Annotated in this window: 17 protein-coding genes; all 17 read left to right on the top strand. The window is 66.5% G+C overall.

Annotation, left to right across the window (positions count from 1 at the left end; all coding sequences use genetic code 11):
- The first annotated feature begins 203 nt into the window (after positions 1-203).
- The 17 genes from HF203_RS08270 to flhA all read left to right on the top strand — a co-directional run bounded on the left by HF203_RS08270 (position 204) and on the right by flhA (position 16769).
- Entirely contained in the window at positions 204-1607 is a 1404-nt protein-coding gene (locus tag HF203_RS08270) for a sigma-54 interaction domain-containing protein (protein ID WP_168668558.1), read from the top strand.
- Positions 1608-1853: 246 nt separating this feature from the next.
- Complete coding sequence (gene fliE / locus HF203_RS08265) at positions 1854-2189, top strand: flagellar hook-basal body complex protein FliE (RefSeq protein ID WP_168668556.1); 336 nt, start codon at positions 1854-1856, stop codon at positions 2187-2189.
- Positions 2190-2226: 37 nt separating this feature from the next.
- Complete coding sequence (fliF, locus tag HF203_RS08260) at positions 2227-3882, top strand: flagellar basal-body MS-ring/collar protein FliF (RefSeq protein WP_168668554.1); 1656 nt, start codon at positions 2227-2229, stop codon at positions 3880-3882.
- Positions 3872-4882, top strand: a complete 1011-nt coding sequence (fliG, locus tag HF203_RS08255) for a flagellar motor switch protein FliG (RefSeq protein WP_168668552.1) — start codon at positions 3872-3874, stop codon at positions 4880-4882. Before fliF ends, fliG begins: the two co-directional genes overlap by 11 nt.
- On the top strand, positions 4879-5718 hold the full coding sequence (locus tag HF203_RS08250; RefSeq protein ID WP_168668550.1) for a FliH/SctL family protein: 840 nt from the start codon (positions 4879-4881) through the stop codon (positions 5716-5718). Before fliG ends, HF203_RS08250 begins: the two co-directional genes overlap by 4 nt.
- The gene (gene fliI / locus HF203_RS08245) at positions 5715-7094 is read left to right on the top strand and encodes a flagellar protein export ATPase FliI (RefSeq protein ID WP_168668548.1); all 1380 of its coding nucleotides are present in this window, start codon (positions 5715-5717) and stop codon (positions 7092-7094) included. The genes HF203_RS08250 and fliI overlap by 4 nt, the downstream gene beginning before the upstream one ends.
- Entirely contained in the window at positions 7091-7528 is a 438-nt protein-coding gene (gene fliJ, locus HF203_RS08240; protein ID WP_168668546.1) for a flagellar export protein FliJ, read from the top strand. The genes fliI and fliJ overlap by 4 nt, the downstream gene beginning before the upstream one ends.
- Before the next feature lie 66 nt (positions 7529-7594).
- The gene (locus HF203_RS08235; RefSeq protein WP_168668544.1) at positions 7595-9025 is read left to right on the top strand and encodes a flagellar hook-length control protein FliK; all 1431 of its coding nucleotides are present in this window, start codon (positions 7595-7597) and stop codon (positions 9023-9025) included.
- A gap of 253 nt (positions 9026-9278) precedes the next feature.
- Entirely contained in the window at positions 9279-9818 is a 540-nt protein-coding gene (locus tag HF203_RS08230; protein ID WP_168668542.1) for a flagellar basal body-associated FliL family protein, read from the top strand.
- A 13-nt stretch (positions 9819-9831) separates the two neighbouring features.
- Positions 9832-10830, top strand: a complete 999-nt coding sequence (gene fliM / locus HF203_RS08225; RefSeq protein WP_168668540.1) for a flagellar motor switch protein FliM — start codon at positions 9832-9834, stop codon at positions 10828-10830.
- On the top strand, positions 10827-11282 hold the full coding sequence (gene fliN, locus HF203_RS08220; RefSeq protein WP_210424691.1) for a flagellar motor switch protein FliN: 456 nt from the start codon (positions 10827-10829) through the stop codon (positions 11280-11282). The genes fliM and fliN overlap by 4 nt, the downstream gene beginning before the upstream one ends.
- Positions 11283-11302: 20 nt before the next feature.
- Positions 11303-11701, top strand: coding sequence for a flagellar biosynthetic protein FliO (fliO, locus tag HF203_RS08215; RefSeq protein WP_343043897.1), 399 nt, complete (start codon positions 11303-11305; stop codon positions 11699-11701).
- Positions 11698-12441, top strand: coding sequence for a flagellar type III secretion system pore protein FliP (gene fliP, locus HF203_RS08210; RefSeq protein ID WP_168668536.1), 744 nt, complete (start codon positions 11698-11700; stop codon positions 12439-12441). Before fliO ends, fliP begins: the two co-directional genes overlap by 4 nt.
- 10 nt (positions 12442-12451) lie before the next feature.
- Entirely contained in the window at positions 12452-12721 is a 270-nt protein-coding gene (gene fliQ / locus HF203_RS08205; RefSeq protein ID WP_168668534.1) for a flagellar biosynthesis protein FliQ, read from the top strand.
- 7 nt (positions 12722-12728) lie between these two features.
- Positions 12729-13502, top strand: a complete 774-nt coding sequence (gene fliR, locus HF203_RS08200; protein ID WP_168668532.1) for a flagellar biosynthetic protein FliR — start codon at positions 12729-12731, stop codon at positions 13500-13502.
- A 1-nt stretch (position 13503) separates the two neighbouring features.
- Complete coding sequence (flhB, locus tag HF203_RS08195) at positions 13504-14658, top strand: flagellar biosynthesis protein FlhB (RefSeq protein WP_168668530.1); 1155 nt, start codon at positions 13504-13506, stop codon at positions 14656-14658.
- Positions 14658-16769, top strand: coding sequence for a flagellar biosynthesis protein FlhA (gene flhA / locus HF203_RS08190; protein ID WP_168668528.1), 2112 nt, complete (start codon positions 14658-14660; stop codon positions 16767-16769). The genes flhB and flhA overlap by 1 nt, the downstream gene beginning before the upstream one ends.
- The last annotated feature ends 10 nt before the right edge of the window (positions 16770-16779 follow it).

The following is a 16779-nucleotide window of genomic DNA, read 5'->3' as shown; positions in this document are numbered from 1 at the left end:
CCCCGGTCGCACCCTGATGGCCGTATGCTTGACAGGCGTCGGTGCGGACGTTAGAAACTCGACGCTCCATCAAGAATCGCGATGCGCCCTCTCCGGAGCAAACAGCAAGCCGGTTCGGCGGCCGTCTGCTCGCCTTCCGCGTGTCGGGGGCGCGAGTGTTACGAGCGCGGGGCTGCGTTCACCGCGGAAGGATTGCGTTTACGATGCCGAGCGAGGGCAACCCATTTGAGCAACGCGTGCGGATTGGTCTGTTCGGTGACCAAGCGTCTCGCGACCGGACCGGCCATATCCTGGAATTCCTCGGCTGCGAGGTGCAGCCGCTCGGGACCCTCGACGATCTCGATGCCGCGGCGCTCTCGGCGCTGTGGTTGTGTGCGCCAGGGGCGCAGCTGACTCGGCTGCTCGCGGGTCTGTCCCCATCATCGCTGCCACTGATCTGCCAGCCCCTCGATGAAGTCGCCCGGGAGGCGCTGCCCGAGCAGGTCTGCGTGGTCGGCTCACCGCCTGCGCCGGGGCGGGTGTTGGCGGTGTTGCAATGGCTGCTCGCCGGCGCCGCGCCGCGCCGTGCCGAGCCGCCCGGACTCGAGGGTCTGGTCGGTGTCCATCCGAGCATGCGCGCGGTCAAGCGCGCCATCACCCAGGTCGCCAACAGCGATGCCACCGTCCTCATCCTCGGTGAGACCGGCTCGGGCAAGGAGGTGGTGGCGCGTGCCATCCATGCCGCCTCGGCACGCCGTGACCGGCCCTTCGTCGCGGTCAACTGTGGCGCTATCCCTCCCGACCTGCTCGAGAGCGAGCTGTTCGGGCATGAGAAGGGCGCCTTCACCGGCGCCTTCACCGCTCGCACCGGGCGCTTCGAGCTTGCCGCCGACGGTGTGCTCTTCCTCGATGAGATCGGCGACATGCCGTTGCCGATGCAGGTCAAGCTGCTGCGTGTGCTCGAGGAACGGACCTTCGAGCGGGTCGGTTCCAACAAGCCGATCCAGGCCCGTGCGCGGATCATCTCGGCGACCCATCGCAACCTCCAGGATGCGGTCGATGCAGGCACCTTCCGTCAGGACCTCTTCTTCCGGCTCAACGTCTTCCCGATCGAACTCCCGGCATTGCGCGAGCGGCGCAGCGACATCCCGGTGCTGATCTCTGCGCTCGAGGAGCGGCTCGCTGAACAGGCGATCGAGACCGCGCGACTGACCCCGGCGGTGATTGCCTATCTCGCGCAACGACCCTGGCCGGGCAATGTGCGCGAACTCTCCAACCTGCTCGAGCAGTTAGCGATCCTCTATCCGGGTGAACCGGTCGACTTGGCGCAGCTGCCGCCACGTTTTCGTCCCGAGTCGGCCGCCGCCGCGCTCGTCGATCTGCCGTTGGTTACTGGTGTGTCCGAGTCCAGCCCCGCGCCCACACCTCTCCCCGATGACGATGAGGTGGCCTTGCCCCCAGAGGGCACCGAGCTGCGCGGCTATCTCAATGAGCTCGAGCGTCGCATGATCGTCGCCGCCCTGGCGCAGAACGATCAGGTCGTGGCACGTGCGGCGCGGCGCCTGGGGATGCGGCGTACCACCCTGGTCGAGCGGATGCGCAAGTTCGGGCTGGGGCGCGGGGGCTAGCTGGCGAGACCGGGAGACCGAGATCAGCCGTCAAGAATTCGACGGCTTGCGGCCGATCGACCACGTGACGTGTCCCTGACCCTGGGTCCGTATCACTAAGATGCCCCTCGCGATCGCTGATCGCCACCTTTCCGACTGTTTGGCATTTAATTTGCAATGTCCTGGTTGTGTCCATGATCGGGAGCGCCTTCGCGTCTGCGAGGCCCGATCCGGTCAGGCAGATGGAAGCTATGGGAGATTGCGAACGTGAGTGACATGCAGATCCAGAACGTCTTGCAGCAGATGCGCGCGCTCTCGCAGTCGGGACGGGTCGAGGGGAGCATGCCCACGACGCCGGAGCCGGCGGCGCAGAGCGAGGGCGATGCCTTTGCCACGGTGTTGCGCGACTCGCTGCGCTCGGTCAATGCGGTCCAGCAGGAGGCGCGGCAGGTGCAAACCCGTTTCGAACTCGGCGAGGCCAACACCAGCCTGCCTCAGGTGATGGTGGCGATGAACAAGTCGAGCCTCGCCTTCGAGGCGACCAATCAGGTACGCAATCGATTGCTGACGGCGTATCAGGAAGTCATGCGGATGCAGGTCTGAGCGCTGAGCGCGCCCGGATCCACGGAGCTATTTGTCGATGGCGTCTTCGTTGACAGCCGCTTTCTCGACCGGCATCAAGACCTTCAACGAGCTGCCGGTGGGGCGGCAGATTGCGTTGTTGGGGATGATCGCCGGTGGGTTGGTGGTGGCCGGCGCCATCCTCTACTGGTCGATGCGCCCGACCTATGCGCCGCTGTTCTCGCGGATGGAGAACGCCGAGGCCGCCGAGGTGGTGCAGGCGCTCGATCAGCTCGGCGTGGCCTATCGTATCGATGATCTCTCCGGACGCATCGAGATCCCCCAGGCACAGATTGCCGAGACCCGGTTGTTGCTCGCCGGCCAGGGGTTGCCGCGCGCCTCGGACTTCGGCTTCGAGCTGTTGCAGGAGGACATGGGTTTCGGCGCCAGCCGGCTGATGGAGGGAGCGCGTCACCAGCGTGCACTCGAGGGGGAGCTGGCGCGCTCGATCGCGGCGCTTGACCCGGTCGAACGTGCACGGGTCCATCTCGCGCTGCCCGAGCGCTCGGTGTTCGTGCGCGAGCGCAAGCCGGCGAGCGCCTCGGTGGTGGTCCACCTGCGTGGCACCCGGGCCTTGAACGACACCCAGGTCGCAGCCATCGTCCATCTGGTGTCCTCGAGCATCCCGGCGCTCGATCCCGAGCAGGTCACCGTGGTCGATCAGCACGGTCGACTGCTCACCAGCAACGACGACGAGATGGGGTTGTCGACCTCGGCCGATCAGCTCGACTACATCCGCCGTCTCGAGAGCAGCTATGTCGATCGGGTGATGACCCTGCTGGTGCCGATCCTCGGGCGCGACGGGGTGCGGGTGCAGGTGGCCGCCGACATCGACTTCTCGCGCGTCGAGCGCACCCAGGAGTCGTTCGATCCCGAGCGTACCGCGGTGCGTTCCGAGCAGCTCAGCGAGCAGGAGCGCGTCGGCAGCGATCCGGCGATCGGTGGTATCCCCGGCGCGCTGACCAACCAACCGCCGGCCGGTGGCGCCGTCGGCGAGGCCCCTGTGGCCGATCCGATGATGCCGAGCAGCCGTAGCATGCAGAAGACGCGCAACTACGAGATCGACCGGGCGATCTCACACGTGCGCGAGATGCCGGGCAATATTCGCCGGCTGTCGACGGCGGTGGTGGTCGATTATCGCGAGGAGCTCAATGAAGAGGGCGAGGTGGTGCGGGTACCGCGCTCGGAGGAGGAGCTGGCGAGTATCCGCGCGCTGGTGCGTGAGGCGGTGGGGTTCGATGACACCCGTAACGACTCGCTCAATGTCATCACCGCCTCCTTCACCCCCGCCGACGCGGTCGATGCCGAGCCGGTCTGGACCCAGCCGTGGTTCCTCGAACTGGCCAAGATCGGCGCCGGGCTGATCCTCGCGCTGATGATACTCTTGACCATCGTGCGCCCGGCGGTGCGGCAGCTTGCGCCGCCGCCTGCCGACGAGGCCGCCGCCGCGCTCGAGGATCAATCGGGTGAAGGGGGCGGTGTCGGTGGCGAGGGTGAACTTGGCGAGGACACCGTGGCAATCACCCAGCAGAGCGCGGCAATCGCCGCGCTCACCGGGCCGAAGGAGGGCGATCAACAGCAGGTCGATCTCGAGGCAGTGCGCGAGCTGGTCAAAGAGGATCCGAAACGTGTGGCACAGGTGATGAAGAGCTGGCTGAACGAAGATGGCAACTGATCCTTCGAAGCGCCCCGGCCCCGAGCAGGTGGCGATCTTCCTGATGAGCATCGGAGAGGCCCCGGCCGCCGAGGTGCTCAAGCACATGGGACCGAAGGAGGTGCAGAAGATCGGCACCGCCATGGCCTCGCTTGAGCGGGTCTCGCGCACCGACATCGACTATGTGTTGAAGCGTTTCTCGGAGACGGCCATGGAGCATACCTCGCTCGGCATCGGTGCCGAGGACTATGTGCGCTCGGTGCTCAACTCCGCACTCGGCGAGGACAAGGCCTCGGGGCTGATCGATCGTATCCTGCTCGGGCGCAACTCCAAGGGGCTCGAGGCGCTCAAGTGGCTCGATCCGCGCGCCATCGCCGAGATGATCCGTCACGAGCACCCGCAGATCGTCGCCATCGTGCTCTCGCACCTCGACGCCGACCAGGCCGCCGAGACCCTCTCCTATCTCCCCGACCGGATGCAGTCGGACATCGTGCTGCGCATCGCCACCCTCGACGGCGTCCAGCCCGCCGCGCTCCACGAGCTCGACGAGATCCTCGAGCGCCAGCTCTCGGGCAAGAACACCGCCAAGTCCTCGATGGTCGGCGGGGTCAAGACCGCCGCCGACATCCTCAACTTCATGGACGCCTCGCAGAGCACCAACGTGATGTCCGGGGTCACCCAGGTCGACGAGGACCTCGGCGAACGCATCCAGGAGCTGATGTTCGTCTTCGAGAGCCTGGTCGACGTCGACGATCGCGGTATCCAGACCCTGCTGCGCGAGATCTCCACCGACTCGCTGGTGCTTGCGCTCAAGGGCGCCGATGACGCGCTCAAGGACAAGATCTTCAAGAACATGTCCAAGCGCGCCGCCGAGATGCTGCGCGAGGACCTCGAGGCCAAGGGACCGGTGCGGTTGAGCGACGTCGAGGGGGCGCAGAAGGAGATCCTTGCCGTGGCGCGTCGACTCTCCGAGAGCGGTGACATCGTCCTCGGCGGGGCCGGCGGGGAGCAGATGGTGTGAGCGGTTCGGGATCTTCGGTGCTTTATGCCGATCTGCTCGACGGGCCGGTGCAACGCTGGCAGCCGCCGGATGTCGGCGCGCCGCCGCCCGAGCCAGAACCCGAGCCAGAACCCGAGGTCGAGCCCGAACCCGAGCGCCATCTGCCGACCGCCGCCGAGATCGAGGCGATCGAGCAGGCCGCGCGTGATGCCGGTTACGAGGCCGGTTTCGAGACCGGCTACAAGGAGGGGCGCGAACTCGGCCAGGGTGAGGCGGAGAAGGAGGGCCGGGCGCGCTACGACAAGAAGGTGCGCGAGACGGTCGAGGCGCTCGAGGGTGTGGCGCGCGATCTCGCCGATCCCCTGGCCGCCGCCGCCGATGCCCTCGAGCCCGAGCTGCTGGCGCTGGTGGTGGCGATGGCGCGACGGGTGGTGATGGCCGAGCTCGAGCAGCACCCGGAACACGTCGCCCGGGTGCTCGGCAGTGCGCTCGGGCAGCTGCCCTCGCGCAATCGCGAGATCCGCGTGCGCATCAACCCCGAGGATGCGGAGATCCTCGAGGCCTATGCGCGTGATCGCGACGAACGCATCAGCTGGCGCCCGGACCCGGAGGTCGCCCGTGGCGGCTGTATCGTCGAGAGCGGCCCGAGCCGGATCGATGCCACGCTCGAGGAGCGGCTGCGTCAGGGTGTCGAGGCGCTCTGGGGCGAGGTCGAGCCGGCGGCGGATGAGCCCGTGGCAGGCGGCGCCGAGCCCTCGTCGCGAGCGGTCCCGGTGGATGCGCCGGTCGCAGACGCCGATGCCGCGCCCGGGCCGGCGAGCGCCACGCTGGCCGATGAAGAGGTCGAGCAACGATGAGCGAGCTGATCGATGGACTGCGCGAGCAGGGCACCCGCGATCTGGTCAGCGGGCTGCGTGAGCGCCTGGCGCAATCGGGACGGCGCATCGACAAGGTGGTGCCGCCCCAGCCCGAGGGGCAGCTCTCGCGCATGGTCGGGTTGACCCTCGAGGCCGAGGGGATCCGGCTGCCGGTCGGCGGGCGCGCGGCCATCCATACCGCCAGCGGTGGTCGGGTTTCGGCCGAGGTGGTCGGCTTCCAGGGCGAGCGTACCTTCCTGATGCCCGAGGGGCGGATCGAGGGACTGGTGCCGGGGGCGCGGATCGAGCCGCTCGACCAGCAGCGGCGCATCGCCGTTGGGCCACAGCTGCTCGGACGGGTGATTGACGCCAACGGCGAGCCGCTCGACGGCGCCGGGCCGCTGCGCGCGCAGCAAGAGATGCCGATCGACGGGCGCCCGATCAATCCGCTCACCCGCGACCCGATCCGCACCCAGCTCGACGTCGGCGTGCGCACCCTCAACGGTCTGCTCACCGTCGGGCGCGGTCAGCGTCTCGGGCTGTTCGCCGGCAGTGGTGTCGGTAAGAGCGTGCTCTTGGGGATGATGACCCGCTTCACCGCTGCCGATGTCATCGTCGTCGGTCTGATCGGCGAGCGTGGTCGCGAGGTCAACGAGTTCATCCACGACATCCTCGACGACGAGTCGCGCCGGCGCACCGTGGTGGTGGCGGTGCCGGCCGACCAGTCGCCGCTGCTGCGCCAGCACGGCGCGTTGGTGGCAACCACGGTGGCCGAGTACTTCCGCGACCAGGGGCTCGACGTGCTGTTGCTGATGGACTCGCTGACGCGCTTCGCCCAGGGCGCGCGCGAGATCTCCATGGCCATCGGCGAGCCGCCGGCAACCAAGGGCTATTCGGCCTCGGTGTTCGCGCGCCTGCCCGCGCTGGTCGAGCGCGCCGGCAACGGCGACAGGGGCGGGGGCTCGATCACCGCCTTCTACACCGTGCTTGCCGAGGGCGACGACCAGAACGACCCGATCGTCGACGCCGCGCGCGGCATCCTCGACGGCCACGTGGTGCTCTCGCGCGAGATCGCCCAGAGCGGGCGCTATCCGGCGATCGACGTCGGCGCCTCGGTCTCGCGCGTGATGAGCGCGCTAATCAGCCCCGAACACGAGCAGGCGGCGCGGCGCTTTCGCGGCATGATGGCCACCTATGCCGCCAACCGCGACCTGATCGCCGTCGGCGCCTATCGCAAGGGCACCGATCCCCAGCTCGACGAGGCGGTGGCGATGTATCCCCGTCTCGAGGCCTATCTCGCCCAGCAGCGCAGCGAGTGCGTGACCTTCGAGGAGGCCTGCGACGGCCTGATCGCGCTGATGCGGGGTGGACTGTGAGTGCCGGCATCCGTCGTTTCAAGCGCCTGCTACGCATCCGCGAGGCACAGGAGAACGAGGCCGCGGTCGGCCTCGCCGCGCGGCTCGATACCCTCAACCAGGTCGAGGCCCAGCGCGAGCAGCTCGAGCGCTATCTCAACGACTATCTGAACGCCCTGGTGCCGGAGGATGTCAACATGCTCAAGCAGTTGGCGCGGATGCGTGATCAGCTGCGCGAGGCCCTTGACCAGCAAGAGTTGCGCATCAGCGCTGCCCAGGCACAGGTCGACCAGGCCCGCGCGGCCTGGCTCGAACGTCACCAGGCGAGTCTGTCGCTGGACAAGCTGATCGAGCGACGTCGTGAGCAGGAGGCGCTCCAGGAGGGGCGTCGCCAGCAGCGTGAGCAGGACATGTGGGCGACCCGGCGTGCCTTCGATCAACGGCATCAAGACTAGCTCGGGGCGGTGGGGTCGCAACCGGGGCGACCCCGCCCCGCTTCATCAATAGCGAGGATCGCGGTCATGCAAGCGCAGTCGGCCCAATTACAGCCCTATGGTCTGTTGCAGCTGCTCTCGGGGGTGCGTCCGTCAGGGGCAATGGAGGCGGATGAGGCGGGAGCGGCCTTCGGCGAGGCGCTCGAGACCCAGTTGCGGGGGGCACTCGTCGAACTCGGGGTCGACCTCGATGCGCTCGACGCCGAGCTGCGCGCAGCGCAGTCACCCGAGGCCGCCTTGGCGGCGCTGATGACGTTGTTGCAACAGCTCCCGAACCAGCCGCCTGCTGCGTTCCCGTTAGCGGCGTCGTCGGCCTCGGCATCAACAGGCGCTGCCGAGGCTGAGGCGGCGCTGCTCCGTGATGGCGAGGCGCTGCTCGCGGCGCTACGGCGCCAGCTCGATGCCGGTGTCGCGACCACATCCGGGGAGGCCCGTCCTGCCGATGCCGGTGTCCTGGTCGAGCGTCTGCGCGCATTGCTACACGGCGAGACCCCGAGCGTTGTGCTCGACGCGGCGGCGCACGCCACGCTGGTGGCGCTGCTCGGCGGTGCTGGTGACGATGTGGCGGATAGCGAGATCGATGCCTTGGCGCCGCCGCTGAGGGCGTTGCTGGCCCCGGTCGTGGGGGCTCACGCCGTGGCCGAGGAGGAGACCTTGCCCGCGGCCCTGCGTGCGCTCCTGGCCCCGGTCGTCGGTGGCGGTGCAGCGCCTGCACTCGGTGATGCGGGTGAGGGTGGGGGCGGGGCCTTACCAGCCGCGCTGCGGATGCTGTTGAGCCCCGAGGCGCGGGTGGAGGGGGATGAGGCCACGCTGGTGCTCCCGACAACATCCAGGGCGGGGCTGTCGCCCGCGGACGGTACACGAGAGCTCTCCCGCGAGGCCTTGCTCGACCTGATCCGGCACTGGGGGCAGCAGTCTCCGGTCGAGGGTGAGCGAGACGCGGTGCAGGGGGCGGTGACGCCGCCGGCGGTCAGTGTCCAGGGCGCGGCGGTGACCGAACTCAGCCGACCGCTGGTGCTCGATCTCCAGCAGCTGCTCCGTCCCGGTGGTGAACAACCACTGGTCGAGCGTATGCAGTGGCTGGCGCGCGCGGGTGACGGGGTTGCCGAGATCAAGCTGCACCCCCCGAGCCTGGGGGCGCTGGATGTACGCGTGGTGATGGAGGGCGACAAGGCCAACGTCCAGTTCTTCGCCGCCAATCCGGTCGCCCGCGAGGTGATCGAGGCGGCGTTGCCTCGGTTGCGCGAGGCGTTTGGTCAGGATGGGGTGGGGCTGGGTGATGTCGTCGTCGCCGATCGGCCGCCGCAGCACCAGGGGGGAGATGCCCAGGCCGGTAGCGGCTCTGGATATGAGGGCCGGGGCGCCGGCGACGACGATTCGGCCGAGCCGGCCGGGAACGGGACGCTCGGCCATAGTACCCTCGGCGCCCTGTCGCAGCGCCTCGACCTGTTCGTCTGATCCCCGTCGCGATCTGTCCTGCTGACGATCGGGTCGCCTCCCTGGTCGTTGACCTCCGCTCGGCGGTGCTTTGGTAGACTGCCAGGACCGGTGCTCGTGTGGGCGACCCGGGCCGTCTCCCCGGGGTGTCTGGGTCGTGTCGTCAATATCTTGACGATTGTTGGGCGGGTCGGTGCCACGACACGAGATCCCCTCCACGGATGGAGTCAATTCGCATCCCGTTCACGGGTGCCAGTCAATCTTTGGGTGAATCATGGCGAAGAACAAGAAGGCTGAGACCGAGGACGCCGCAAAGCCCTCCGGTAAGTGGAAGTTGATCATCCTGATCCTGCTGGTGGTGCTGGTGCTCGCCGGTGGTGGTGCGGCCGCCTATTTCCTGCTAATGGGGGGCGATGATCCTGAGGCCACCGAGGGCGAAGAGGTTGTCGCCGAGCAGGAAGCTACCGCAGGTGCCGCGGCCCCGGCCGTGGCGCTCGGGCCGATGCTCTATCGTCCGCTCGACTCGATGACGGTCAACCTCTCGGCCGAGGGGCCGGTGCGTTTCCTGCGGGTGGGGGTGACGGTGATGACGCGTGACGAGGCGGTGGCCGCGGCCATCGAGCGTCATCTGCCGATGATCCGCAACGACTTCCTGGCCCACCTGGCGATCCAGGACTACACCAAACTCAATACCCCAGAGGGCAAGGACGCACTGCGTGAGGAACTCGCCGAGATGCTCGGTGCGGCCCTGATCAAGGCCGGCGAGCCGGCGCAGATCGAGGGGATCCTGTTCACGGATCTGGTGATGCAGTAGAGGACAGGCGGCAATGGCCCAGCAGACCGATATCCTCAGTCAGGACGAGATCGATGCCCTGTTGCACGGTGTCGACAGCGGCGATATCGATACCGAGGAGAATCCGTATCCGGCCGATGGCCAGGTTCGACCCTTCAACCTCGCCAGTGAAGAGCGCATCGTGCGTGGGCGGATGCCCACGCTCGACATGATCAACGAGCGTTTCGCCCGCTATCTGCGCGTACACCTGTTCAACCTGTTGCGCCGCTCCTCGGAGATCTCGGTGGTGGGCACCAAGGTCACCAAGTTCTCCGAGTACATCCACTCGCTCTACGTCCCCACCAGCCTCAATCTGGTGCGGGTGACACCGCTGCACGGTACCGCGCTGTTCGTCTTCGACCCGCGACTGGTGTTCACCCTGGTCGACAACTTCTTCGGTGGCGACGGGCGCTATTACTCGCGTATCGAGGGGCGTGACTTCACCCCGATGGAGCTGCGCGTCATCCAGAACCTGCTGCACGCGGCCTTCGACGACATGAAGAAGGCCTGGGAGCCGGTGATGGACCTGACCTTCGAGTACGTCAACTCCGAGGTCAATCCGCAGTTCGCCAATATCGTCAGTCCCACCGAGATCGTGGTGATCAACGACTTCCACATCGAACTCGAGGGTGGCGGCGGCAACCTCCACGTGACCCTGCCTTACTCGATGATCGAGCCGATCCGCGAGTTGCTCGACACCGGCCTGCAGTCGGACCGCTCCGGGGTCGACGAGCGCTGGCTGCACGCACTCAGCGAGGAGGTGCAGATCGCCGAGGTGGAGATCTTCTCGATGTTGACCGAGGCGACCCTGACGGTGCGCGAGCTGCTCGATATTCGCCCCGGTGACATCATCCCGATCGAGCTGCCGGAGACGGTGGTACTCAATGTCGAGGACATCCCGACCTGTCGCGGCAGGTTCGGGACCTCGAACGGCAATAACGCCATCAAGATCACTGAATTCCTGCAAGGGAACAAGGAGACGACGACGCCATGAGTCCGGAGAAGGGCAAGGGCCAGGACGATGCGGCGCTGGCCGATGACTGGGCGGCGGCACTCGAGGAGCAGAAAGAGTCCGACACCCCGCCACAGACCTCACCAGGGGGCGCGGTGCACGAGTTCGGCGCGGGCGCGCCCCAGCCGATGACCCCGGAGGACTTCACCGACAACCAGACGCCGCCCTCGGACAACGTCAACCTCAACATGATCCTCGACGTCCCGGTGACCATCTCGATGGAGATCGGACGCGCCCGGATCCCGATTCGCAACCTGCTCCAGCTCAACCAGGGCTCGGTGGTCGAGCTCGATCGACTGGCCGGCGCGCCGCTCGATGTCTTGGTCAATGGCACGCTCATTGCTCATGGTGAGGTCGTCGTGGTCAACGAGAAGTTCGGTATCCGTCTGACCGATGTCATCAGTCCCAGTGAGCGTGTGCGAAAACTCAAATGAGATCAGTGCGTTCGAGATCGGTGTGGTCCCTGTCCTGTAGCCTGGGTGTACTCCCGGAGGCGGGCTGGTGCGCCGAGATCGAGCCGGCCAGCGCCGGTTATCTGGCGCAACTCCTCGGTGCACTGGTCCTGGTGATCGTCGCCATCCTGACGCTGGCTTGGCTGTTGCGCCGGTTGCCCGGCGGGGTGGGGCGGGGTGAGCAACCGATCGCGATCCTCGCGGTCCGCGCCGTCGGCGCACGCGATCGCTTGCTGTTGGTCCAGGTCGGCGAGGAGCAGTTGCTGATCGCCTCCGGGACCAATGGCATGCGCACCCTGCATCGGCTGCGCAAGCCGGTGACTGTCGCGCCGCCGGAGAACGGTGGCGGTGCCGACTTCGCCACGCTGCTCAAGCAGACCCTGGGGCGGAGGTCGTCGTGAGCGTGCGTCCCTGGTTGCTGCTGGCGCTGTTGCTGGTGCCGGGATTGGCCTTGGGGCAGGCCGGTGGACTCACCGCGGTGACCGTCAGCAACGACCCGGACGGGGGCCAGACCTACTCGGTCACCCTCCAGGTGTTGTTGTTGATGACGCTGCTGACGCTGTTGCCGTCGGTGCTGATCATGATGACCTCCTTCACTCGCATCATCGTGGTGCTGGCGTTGTTGCGCCAGGGGTTGGGGACCACCCAGACACCCTCGAACCAGATCCTGTTGGGGCTGGCGCTGTTTCTCACCCTGTTCATCATGGCGCCGGTGTTCCAGGAGGTCTATGACACCGCGGTCAAGCCCTACATGGACGAGGAGATCAGCACCGAGGCGGCGATGAGCCGAGCGGTGGCGCCGTTGCGTCGCTTCATGATCGCCCAGACCCGCGAGAACGACCTGGCGATGTTCGCCGAGATCCGCGGTATCGATGGGTTCGACTCGCCCGAGGCGATCCCGCTGAGCATGCTGGTGCCGGCCTTCGTCACCAGCGAGCTGAAGACCGCCTTCCAGATCGGTTTCCTGATCCTGATCCCCTTCCTGATCATCGATCTGGTGGTGGCCAGCGTGCTGATGTCGATGGGTATGATGATGCTCTCGCCGCTGATCATCTCGTTGCCGTTCAAGATCATGTTGTTCGTGTTGATCGACGGCTGGCCGCTGCTGATGGGTACCCTGGCGCAGAGCTTCTACAGTTGAGGACGATGCTATGACCCCCGAGATGGTGATCGACGTCGGCAAGGACGCGGGCATGGTAGTGGTACTGCTCTCGGCCCCGGCGCTGCTGACCGCGCTGGCCGTCGGCCTGGCGATCGGGATGATCCAGGCCGCCACCCAGATCCAGGAGATGACCCTGACCTTCATCCCCAAGCTGCTCGGCATGGGGGTGGCGTTGTTGTTCGCCGGTCACTGGATGCTGGCGCTGGTCACCGACTACACTCTCAGGCTCTATCACAGCATCCCCGAGTTGATCGGTTGATGTGCCGATGGTGATCTCGGTCGATACCCTGCTCGGTTGGGTGGGGATGTTCGTCTGGCCCTTCGTACGCATCAGCGCCATGCTGCTGGTCGCGCCGATCTTCGGGGCCCGTACCCTCAATGCCCGTACGCGGCTGTCGCTGGGGTTGCTGTTGGCGATCCTGGTGGCGCCGATGCTGTCGCCGCCGCCGCTGATCGACCCGCTCAGCATGACCGGGTTGGTCGTCGCCCTGCAGCAGGTACTGATCGGCATCATGATGGGCTTCGTCGCCCAGCTGGTATTCGCCGCCGTGACCCTGGCCGGCGAGAGCATCGCCTTGTCGATGGGGTTGGGGTTTGCCTCGGTGATCGACCCCGCCGGTGGGGTACAGGTGCCGATGGTGTCGCAATACTTCGTGATCCTCACCACGCTCTTGTTCCTCGCCTTCGATGCCCATCTGGTACTGATCGAGCTGATGGCGCTGAGCTTCGAGGTGATGCCGGTGGGGATGCAGGGGCTGGACGCCGAGGACTTTTGGCGCATCGTCGGTTTCGGGACCACCATGTTCGCCGGGGCGGTCCTGATCGCGCTGCCGGCGATGGCCTCATTGTTGCTTGTCAATCTCGCCATGGGTGTGGTCACTCGTGCCGCGCCTCAGCTCAACATCTTCGCGGTCGGTTTTCCGGTGACCCTGCTGATGGGCTTCGTGCTCATCATGTTGACCCTGCCGGGATTGCCGGTGCGTGTCGGTGACCTGCTCACTGCCGCCTTCCTGCTGATCCAGCGGCTGCTCGGGGTGTGATATGGCCGAGAACGAGAACGGCCAGGAAAAAACCGAGGAACCCACTGCCAAACGCCAGCGTGAGGCGCGCGAGAAGGGGCAGGTGCCGCGTTCGCGTGAGTTCAACACCCTGGCGGTGTTGCTCGCCGGTGCCGGGTTCATGGTGTTCTTCGGGGGGCATCTCGGGGCGCAACTGGCCGCGCAGATGGCCGATGGTTTCAGCCTCGAGCGGGCGTTGTTCTATGACACCCAGCGTCTGTTTCCTTATCTGGCCAGCCAGATCGGGCGCGCCCTGTTGATCCTCGCGCCGCTGTTCGCGCTGTTGTTGGCGATCGCCCTGCTCGGGCCGGTGTTGATCGGTGGGGCGAACTTCTCGACCCAGGCGATGGCGCCAAAGTTTGAAAAGCTTGATCCGATCAAGGGGCTCAAGCGCCTGTTCTCAGCACAGGCGCTGCTCGAGCTAGGTAAGACGCTCGCCAAGTTCGTGGTCGTCACCTTGGTCGCCGGCGCAGTGCTCTGGGGCGTCTCTGGCGAACTGCTCCATCTCGGTGACGAGCCGGTCAAGGAGGCGATCGTCCATACCGCGAGGTTGGCGGTATGGATCTTCCTCCTGGTCTCGGCGGCGCTGGTCCTGGTCGCTGCGGTCGATGTGCCCTTTCAACTGTGGAACCACAACAAGCAGCTACGCATGACCCGTCAGGAGCTCAAGGACGAGTACAAGGAGACCGACGGTAAACCCGAGGTCAAGAGCCGAGTCCGCCAGCTGCAGCAGGAGATGGCCAGTCGGCGGATGATGGCCGAGGTGCCCAAGGCCGACGTGGTCATCACCAACCCCACCCGCTATGCCGTGGCCATCGTCTACGAGCCCTCGCGGATGCGGGCCCCGCGGCTGGTCGCCAAGGGGGTCGGCGAGGTTGCCGGGGCGATCCGCGCGCTCGCCGACGAGCACGGCATCACCCGAGTGGAGGCGCCACGGGTGGCGCGCGCGATCTATTTCACCACCGATCTCGATCAAGAGATCCCGGGCGGGTTGTTCGTCGCCGTGGCGCGCATCCTCGCCTATGTCTATCAGCTCAAGCGTCACGACCCTGAGGTATCGATGCCGACCGATCTGCCCGTCCCCGATGAGTATCTCGATCCACGCGAGGCCGCACGCGCGGCGCGGGGGAGTCGCTAGTGGCCGGACTGAGCGAGCGTTTGGGGGGGCTGAGCCGACTCGGGTTGGGGGCGCCGCTACTGCTCATCGCACTGCTGTCGATGATGGTGCTGCCGCTGCCGCCGCTGGCCCTCGACCTGCTCTTCACCTTCAACATCTCGCTGTCGCTGATCGTGGTGATGGTGGCCGTCTACACCCCGCGCCCGGTCGATTTTGCCGCCTTCCCCTCGGTGCTGCTGCTCGCCACCCTGTTGCGCCTGGCGCTCAATGTCGCCTCGACCCGGGTGATCTTGCTGCGCGGCGCCGATGGTACCGATGCCGCCGGGCAGGTGATCCAGGCCTTTGGTGACTTCGTGCTCGGCGGTAACTTCGCCGTCGGTCTGGTGGTCTTCACCATCCTGGTGATCATCAACTTCGTGGTCGTCACCAAGGGCGCGGGTCGTATCTCCGAGGTCAGTGCCCGTTTCACCCTCGATGCCATGCCGGGCAAGCAGATGGCCATCGACGCCGACCTCAACTCCGGGTTGATCAACCAGGACGAGGCGCGCAAGCGCCGCGAGGACATCGCCCAAGAGGCCGACTTTTATGGCTCGATGGATGGCGCGAGCAAGTTCGTGCGCGGCGATGCCATCGCCGGCATCCTCATCCTCTTTATCAACATCCTCGGTGGGATCGTCATTGGTACCACCCAACACGGCATGTCCTTCGGTGAGGCCGGCAACGTCTATGTGTTGTTGACCATCGGTGACGGGCTGGTGGCGCAGATCCCCTCGTTGATGCTTTCCTCGGCCACGGCGATCATCGTCACCCGTACCTCGACGGCGCAGGACATGGGCCAGCAGGTGTTCGGACAGATGTTCGAGAACCCGCGGGCGCTGTTCGTCGCCGCTGCGGTGCTCGGCATCCTTGGTGCCATCCCGGGGATGCCGAACCTGGTCTTCCTCGGGCTGGCGGCGATGATGGCCGGTGGTGGGTACCTGCTCAGTCGCCGGCGTGCCCAGCCCGTTGGGGCCGAGGAGGTCGAGCAGCTCCCGCCCGGGGTAGAGATGCCGCCGGCGCCAGAGGAGCGCGAACTCTCCTGGGAGGATGTGCCGCCGGTCGACCTGGTCGCACTCGAGGTCGGCTATCGGCTCATCCCGCTGGTCGATCGCGGCCAAAACGGGCAGCTGATGGGGCGGATCAAGGGCATCCGGCGCAAGCTCTCGCAGGAGCTCGGCTTCCTCATCCAGCCGGTGCACATCCGCGACAACCTTGAGCTTGGCCCCAACCACTATCGTATCTCGCTGCTCGGGGTGACCCAGGCCGAGGCCGAGGTCTTCCCCGAGCGTGAGCTGGCGATCAACCCCGGCCAGGTCTTCGGCACCGTCCCCGGTACCCCGACCAAGGATCCGACCTTCAATCTCGATGCCCTGTGGATCGATCCGTCCGATCGCGAGAACGCACAGGGTGCGGGTTACACCGTGGTCGATGCCGCCACCGTGATCGCCACCCATCTCTCCCAGGTCTTTCGTGAGAACGCCCATCGGTTGATCGGTCATGAGGAGGTGCAGCACCTGCTCGATCAACTCGGCCGGCGTTCACCCAAGCTCGTCGAGAATCTGCTGTCGAAGTCGCTGTCGCTGAGCGTGATCCTCAAGGTGATGCAGAACCTGCTCGCCGAGCAGGTCTCGATCCGTGACATGCGCACCATCGCCGAGACCCTGGCGGAGCAGGCACAGAAGAGTCAAGATCCTGGCGCTTTGACTGCGGCGGTGCGGGTGGCGCTGGCGCGCTCGATCGTCCAAGACCTGGTCGGTCCCACGGGAGAGCTGCCGTTGATCGCGCTCGATCCAACATTGGAGCAACTCTTGCATAAGTCGTTGCGAGGCAGTCAGGGCGAGGCCGTTGGCATCGAACCCGGACTGGCTGAGCGGGTTCAGCGGTCGGTGGCCGATGCAGCCCGACACCAGGAGATGGAGGGGGCACCTGCGGTACTGGTGGTGGCCCCGGAGATCCGCACCTGGGTCGCGAGCTGGTTACGCGGTGCCGTCAGCAGCCTGACGGTGCTGGCCTTCACCGAGATCCCGGACAACCGCAAGATCCGGGTGGTGGCCACCGTGGGGCAGGGCGACGCCGCTCCGGCAAAGGCATGATTGAGCGAGC

The organism is Marichromatium bheemlicum, from assembly GCF_012276755.1.
GTDB classification, from domain to species: Bacteria; Pseudomonadota; Gammaproteobacteria; order Chromatiales; family Chromatiaceae; genus Marichromatium; species Marichromatium bheemlicum.
This window is presented reverse-complemented; position numbering and strand designations above follow the sequence as displayed.

Bases quoted from the DNA above. Each gene is read 5' to 3' on its own strand.
- HF203_RS08270 (WP_168668558.1), top strand. From the start codon at position 204: ATGCCGAGCGAGGGCAACCCATTTGAGCAACGCGTGCGGATTGGTCTG.
- fliF (WP_168668554.1), top strand. From the start codon at position 2,227: ATGGCGTCTTCGTTGACAGCCGCTTTCTCGACCGGCATCAAGACCTTC.
- fliG (WP_168668552.1), top strand. From the start codon at position 3,872: ATGGCAACTGATCCTTCGAAGCGCCCCGGCCCCGAGCAGGTGGCGATC.
- fliI (WP_168668548.1), top strand. From the start codon at position 5,715: ATGAGCGAGCTGATCGATGGACTGCGCGAGCAGGGCACCCGCGATCTG.
- HF203_RS08235 (WP_168668544.1), top strand. From the start codon at position 7,595: ATGCAAGCGCAGTCGGCCCAATTACAGCCCTATGGTCTGTTGCAGCTG.
- HF203_RS08230 (WP_168668542.1), top strand. From the start codon at position 9,279: ATGGCGAAGAACAAGAAGGCTGAGACCGAGGACGCCGCAAAGCCCTCC.
- fliM (WP_168668540.1), top strand. From the start codon at position 9,832: ATGGCCCAGCAGACCGATATCCTCAGTCAGGACGAGATCGATGCCCTG.
- fliN (WP_210424691.1), top strand. From the start codon at position 10,827: ATGAGTCCGGAGAAGGGCAAGGGCCAGGACGATGCGGCGCTGGCCGAT.
- fliQ (WP_168668534.1), top strand. From the start codon at position 12,452: ATGACCCCCGAGATGGTGATCGACGTCGGCAAGGACGCGGGCATGGTA.
- fliR (WP_168668532.1), top strand. From the start codon at position 12,729: ATGGTGATCTCGGTCGATACCCTGCTCGGTTGGGTGGGGATGTTCGTC.
- flhB (WP_168668530.1), top strand. From the start codon at position 13,504: ATGGCCGAGAACGAGAACGGCCAGGAAAAAACCGAGGAACCCACTGCC.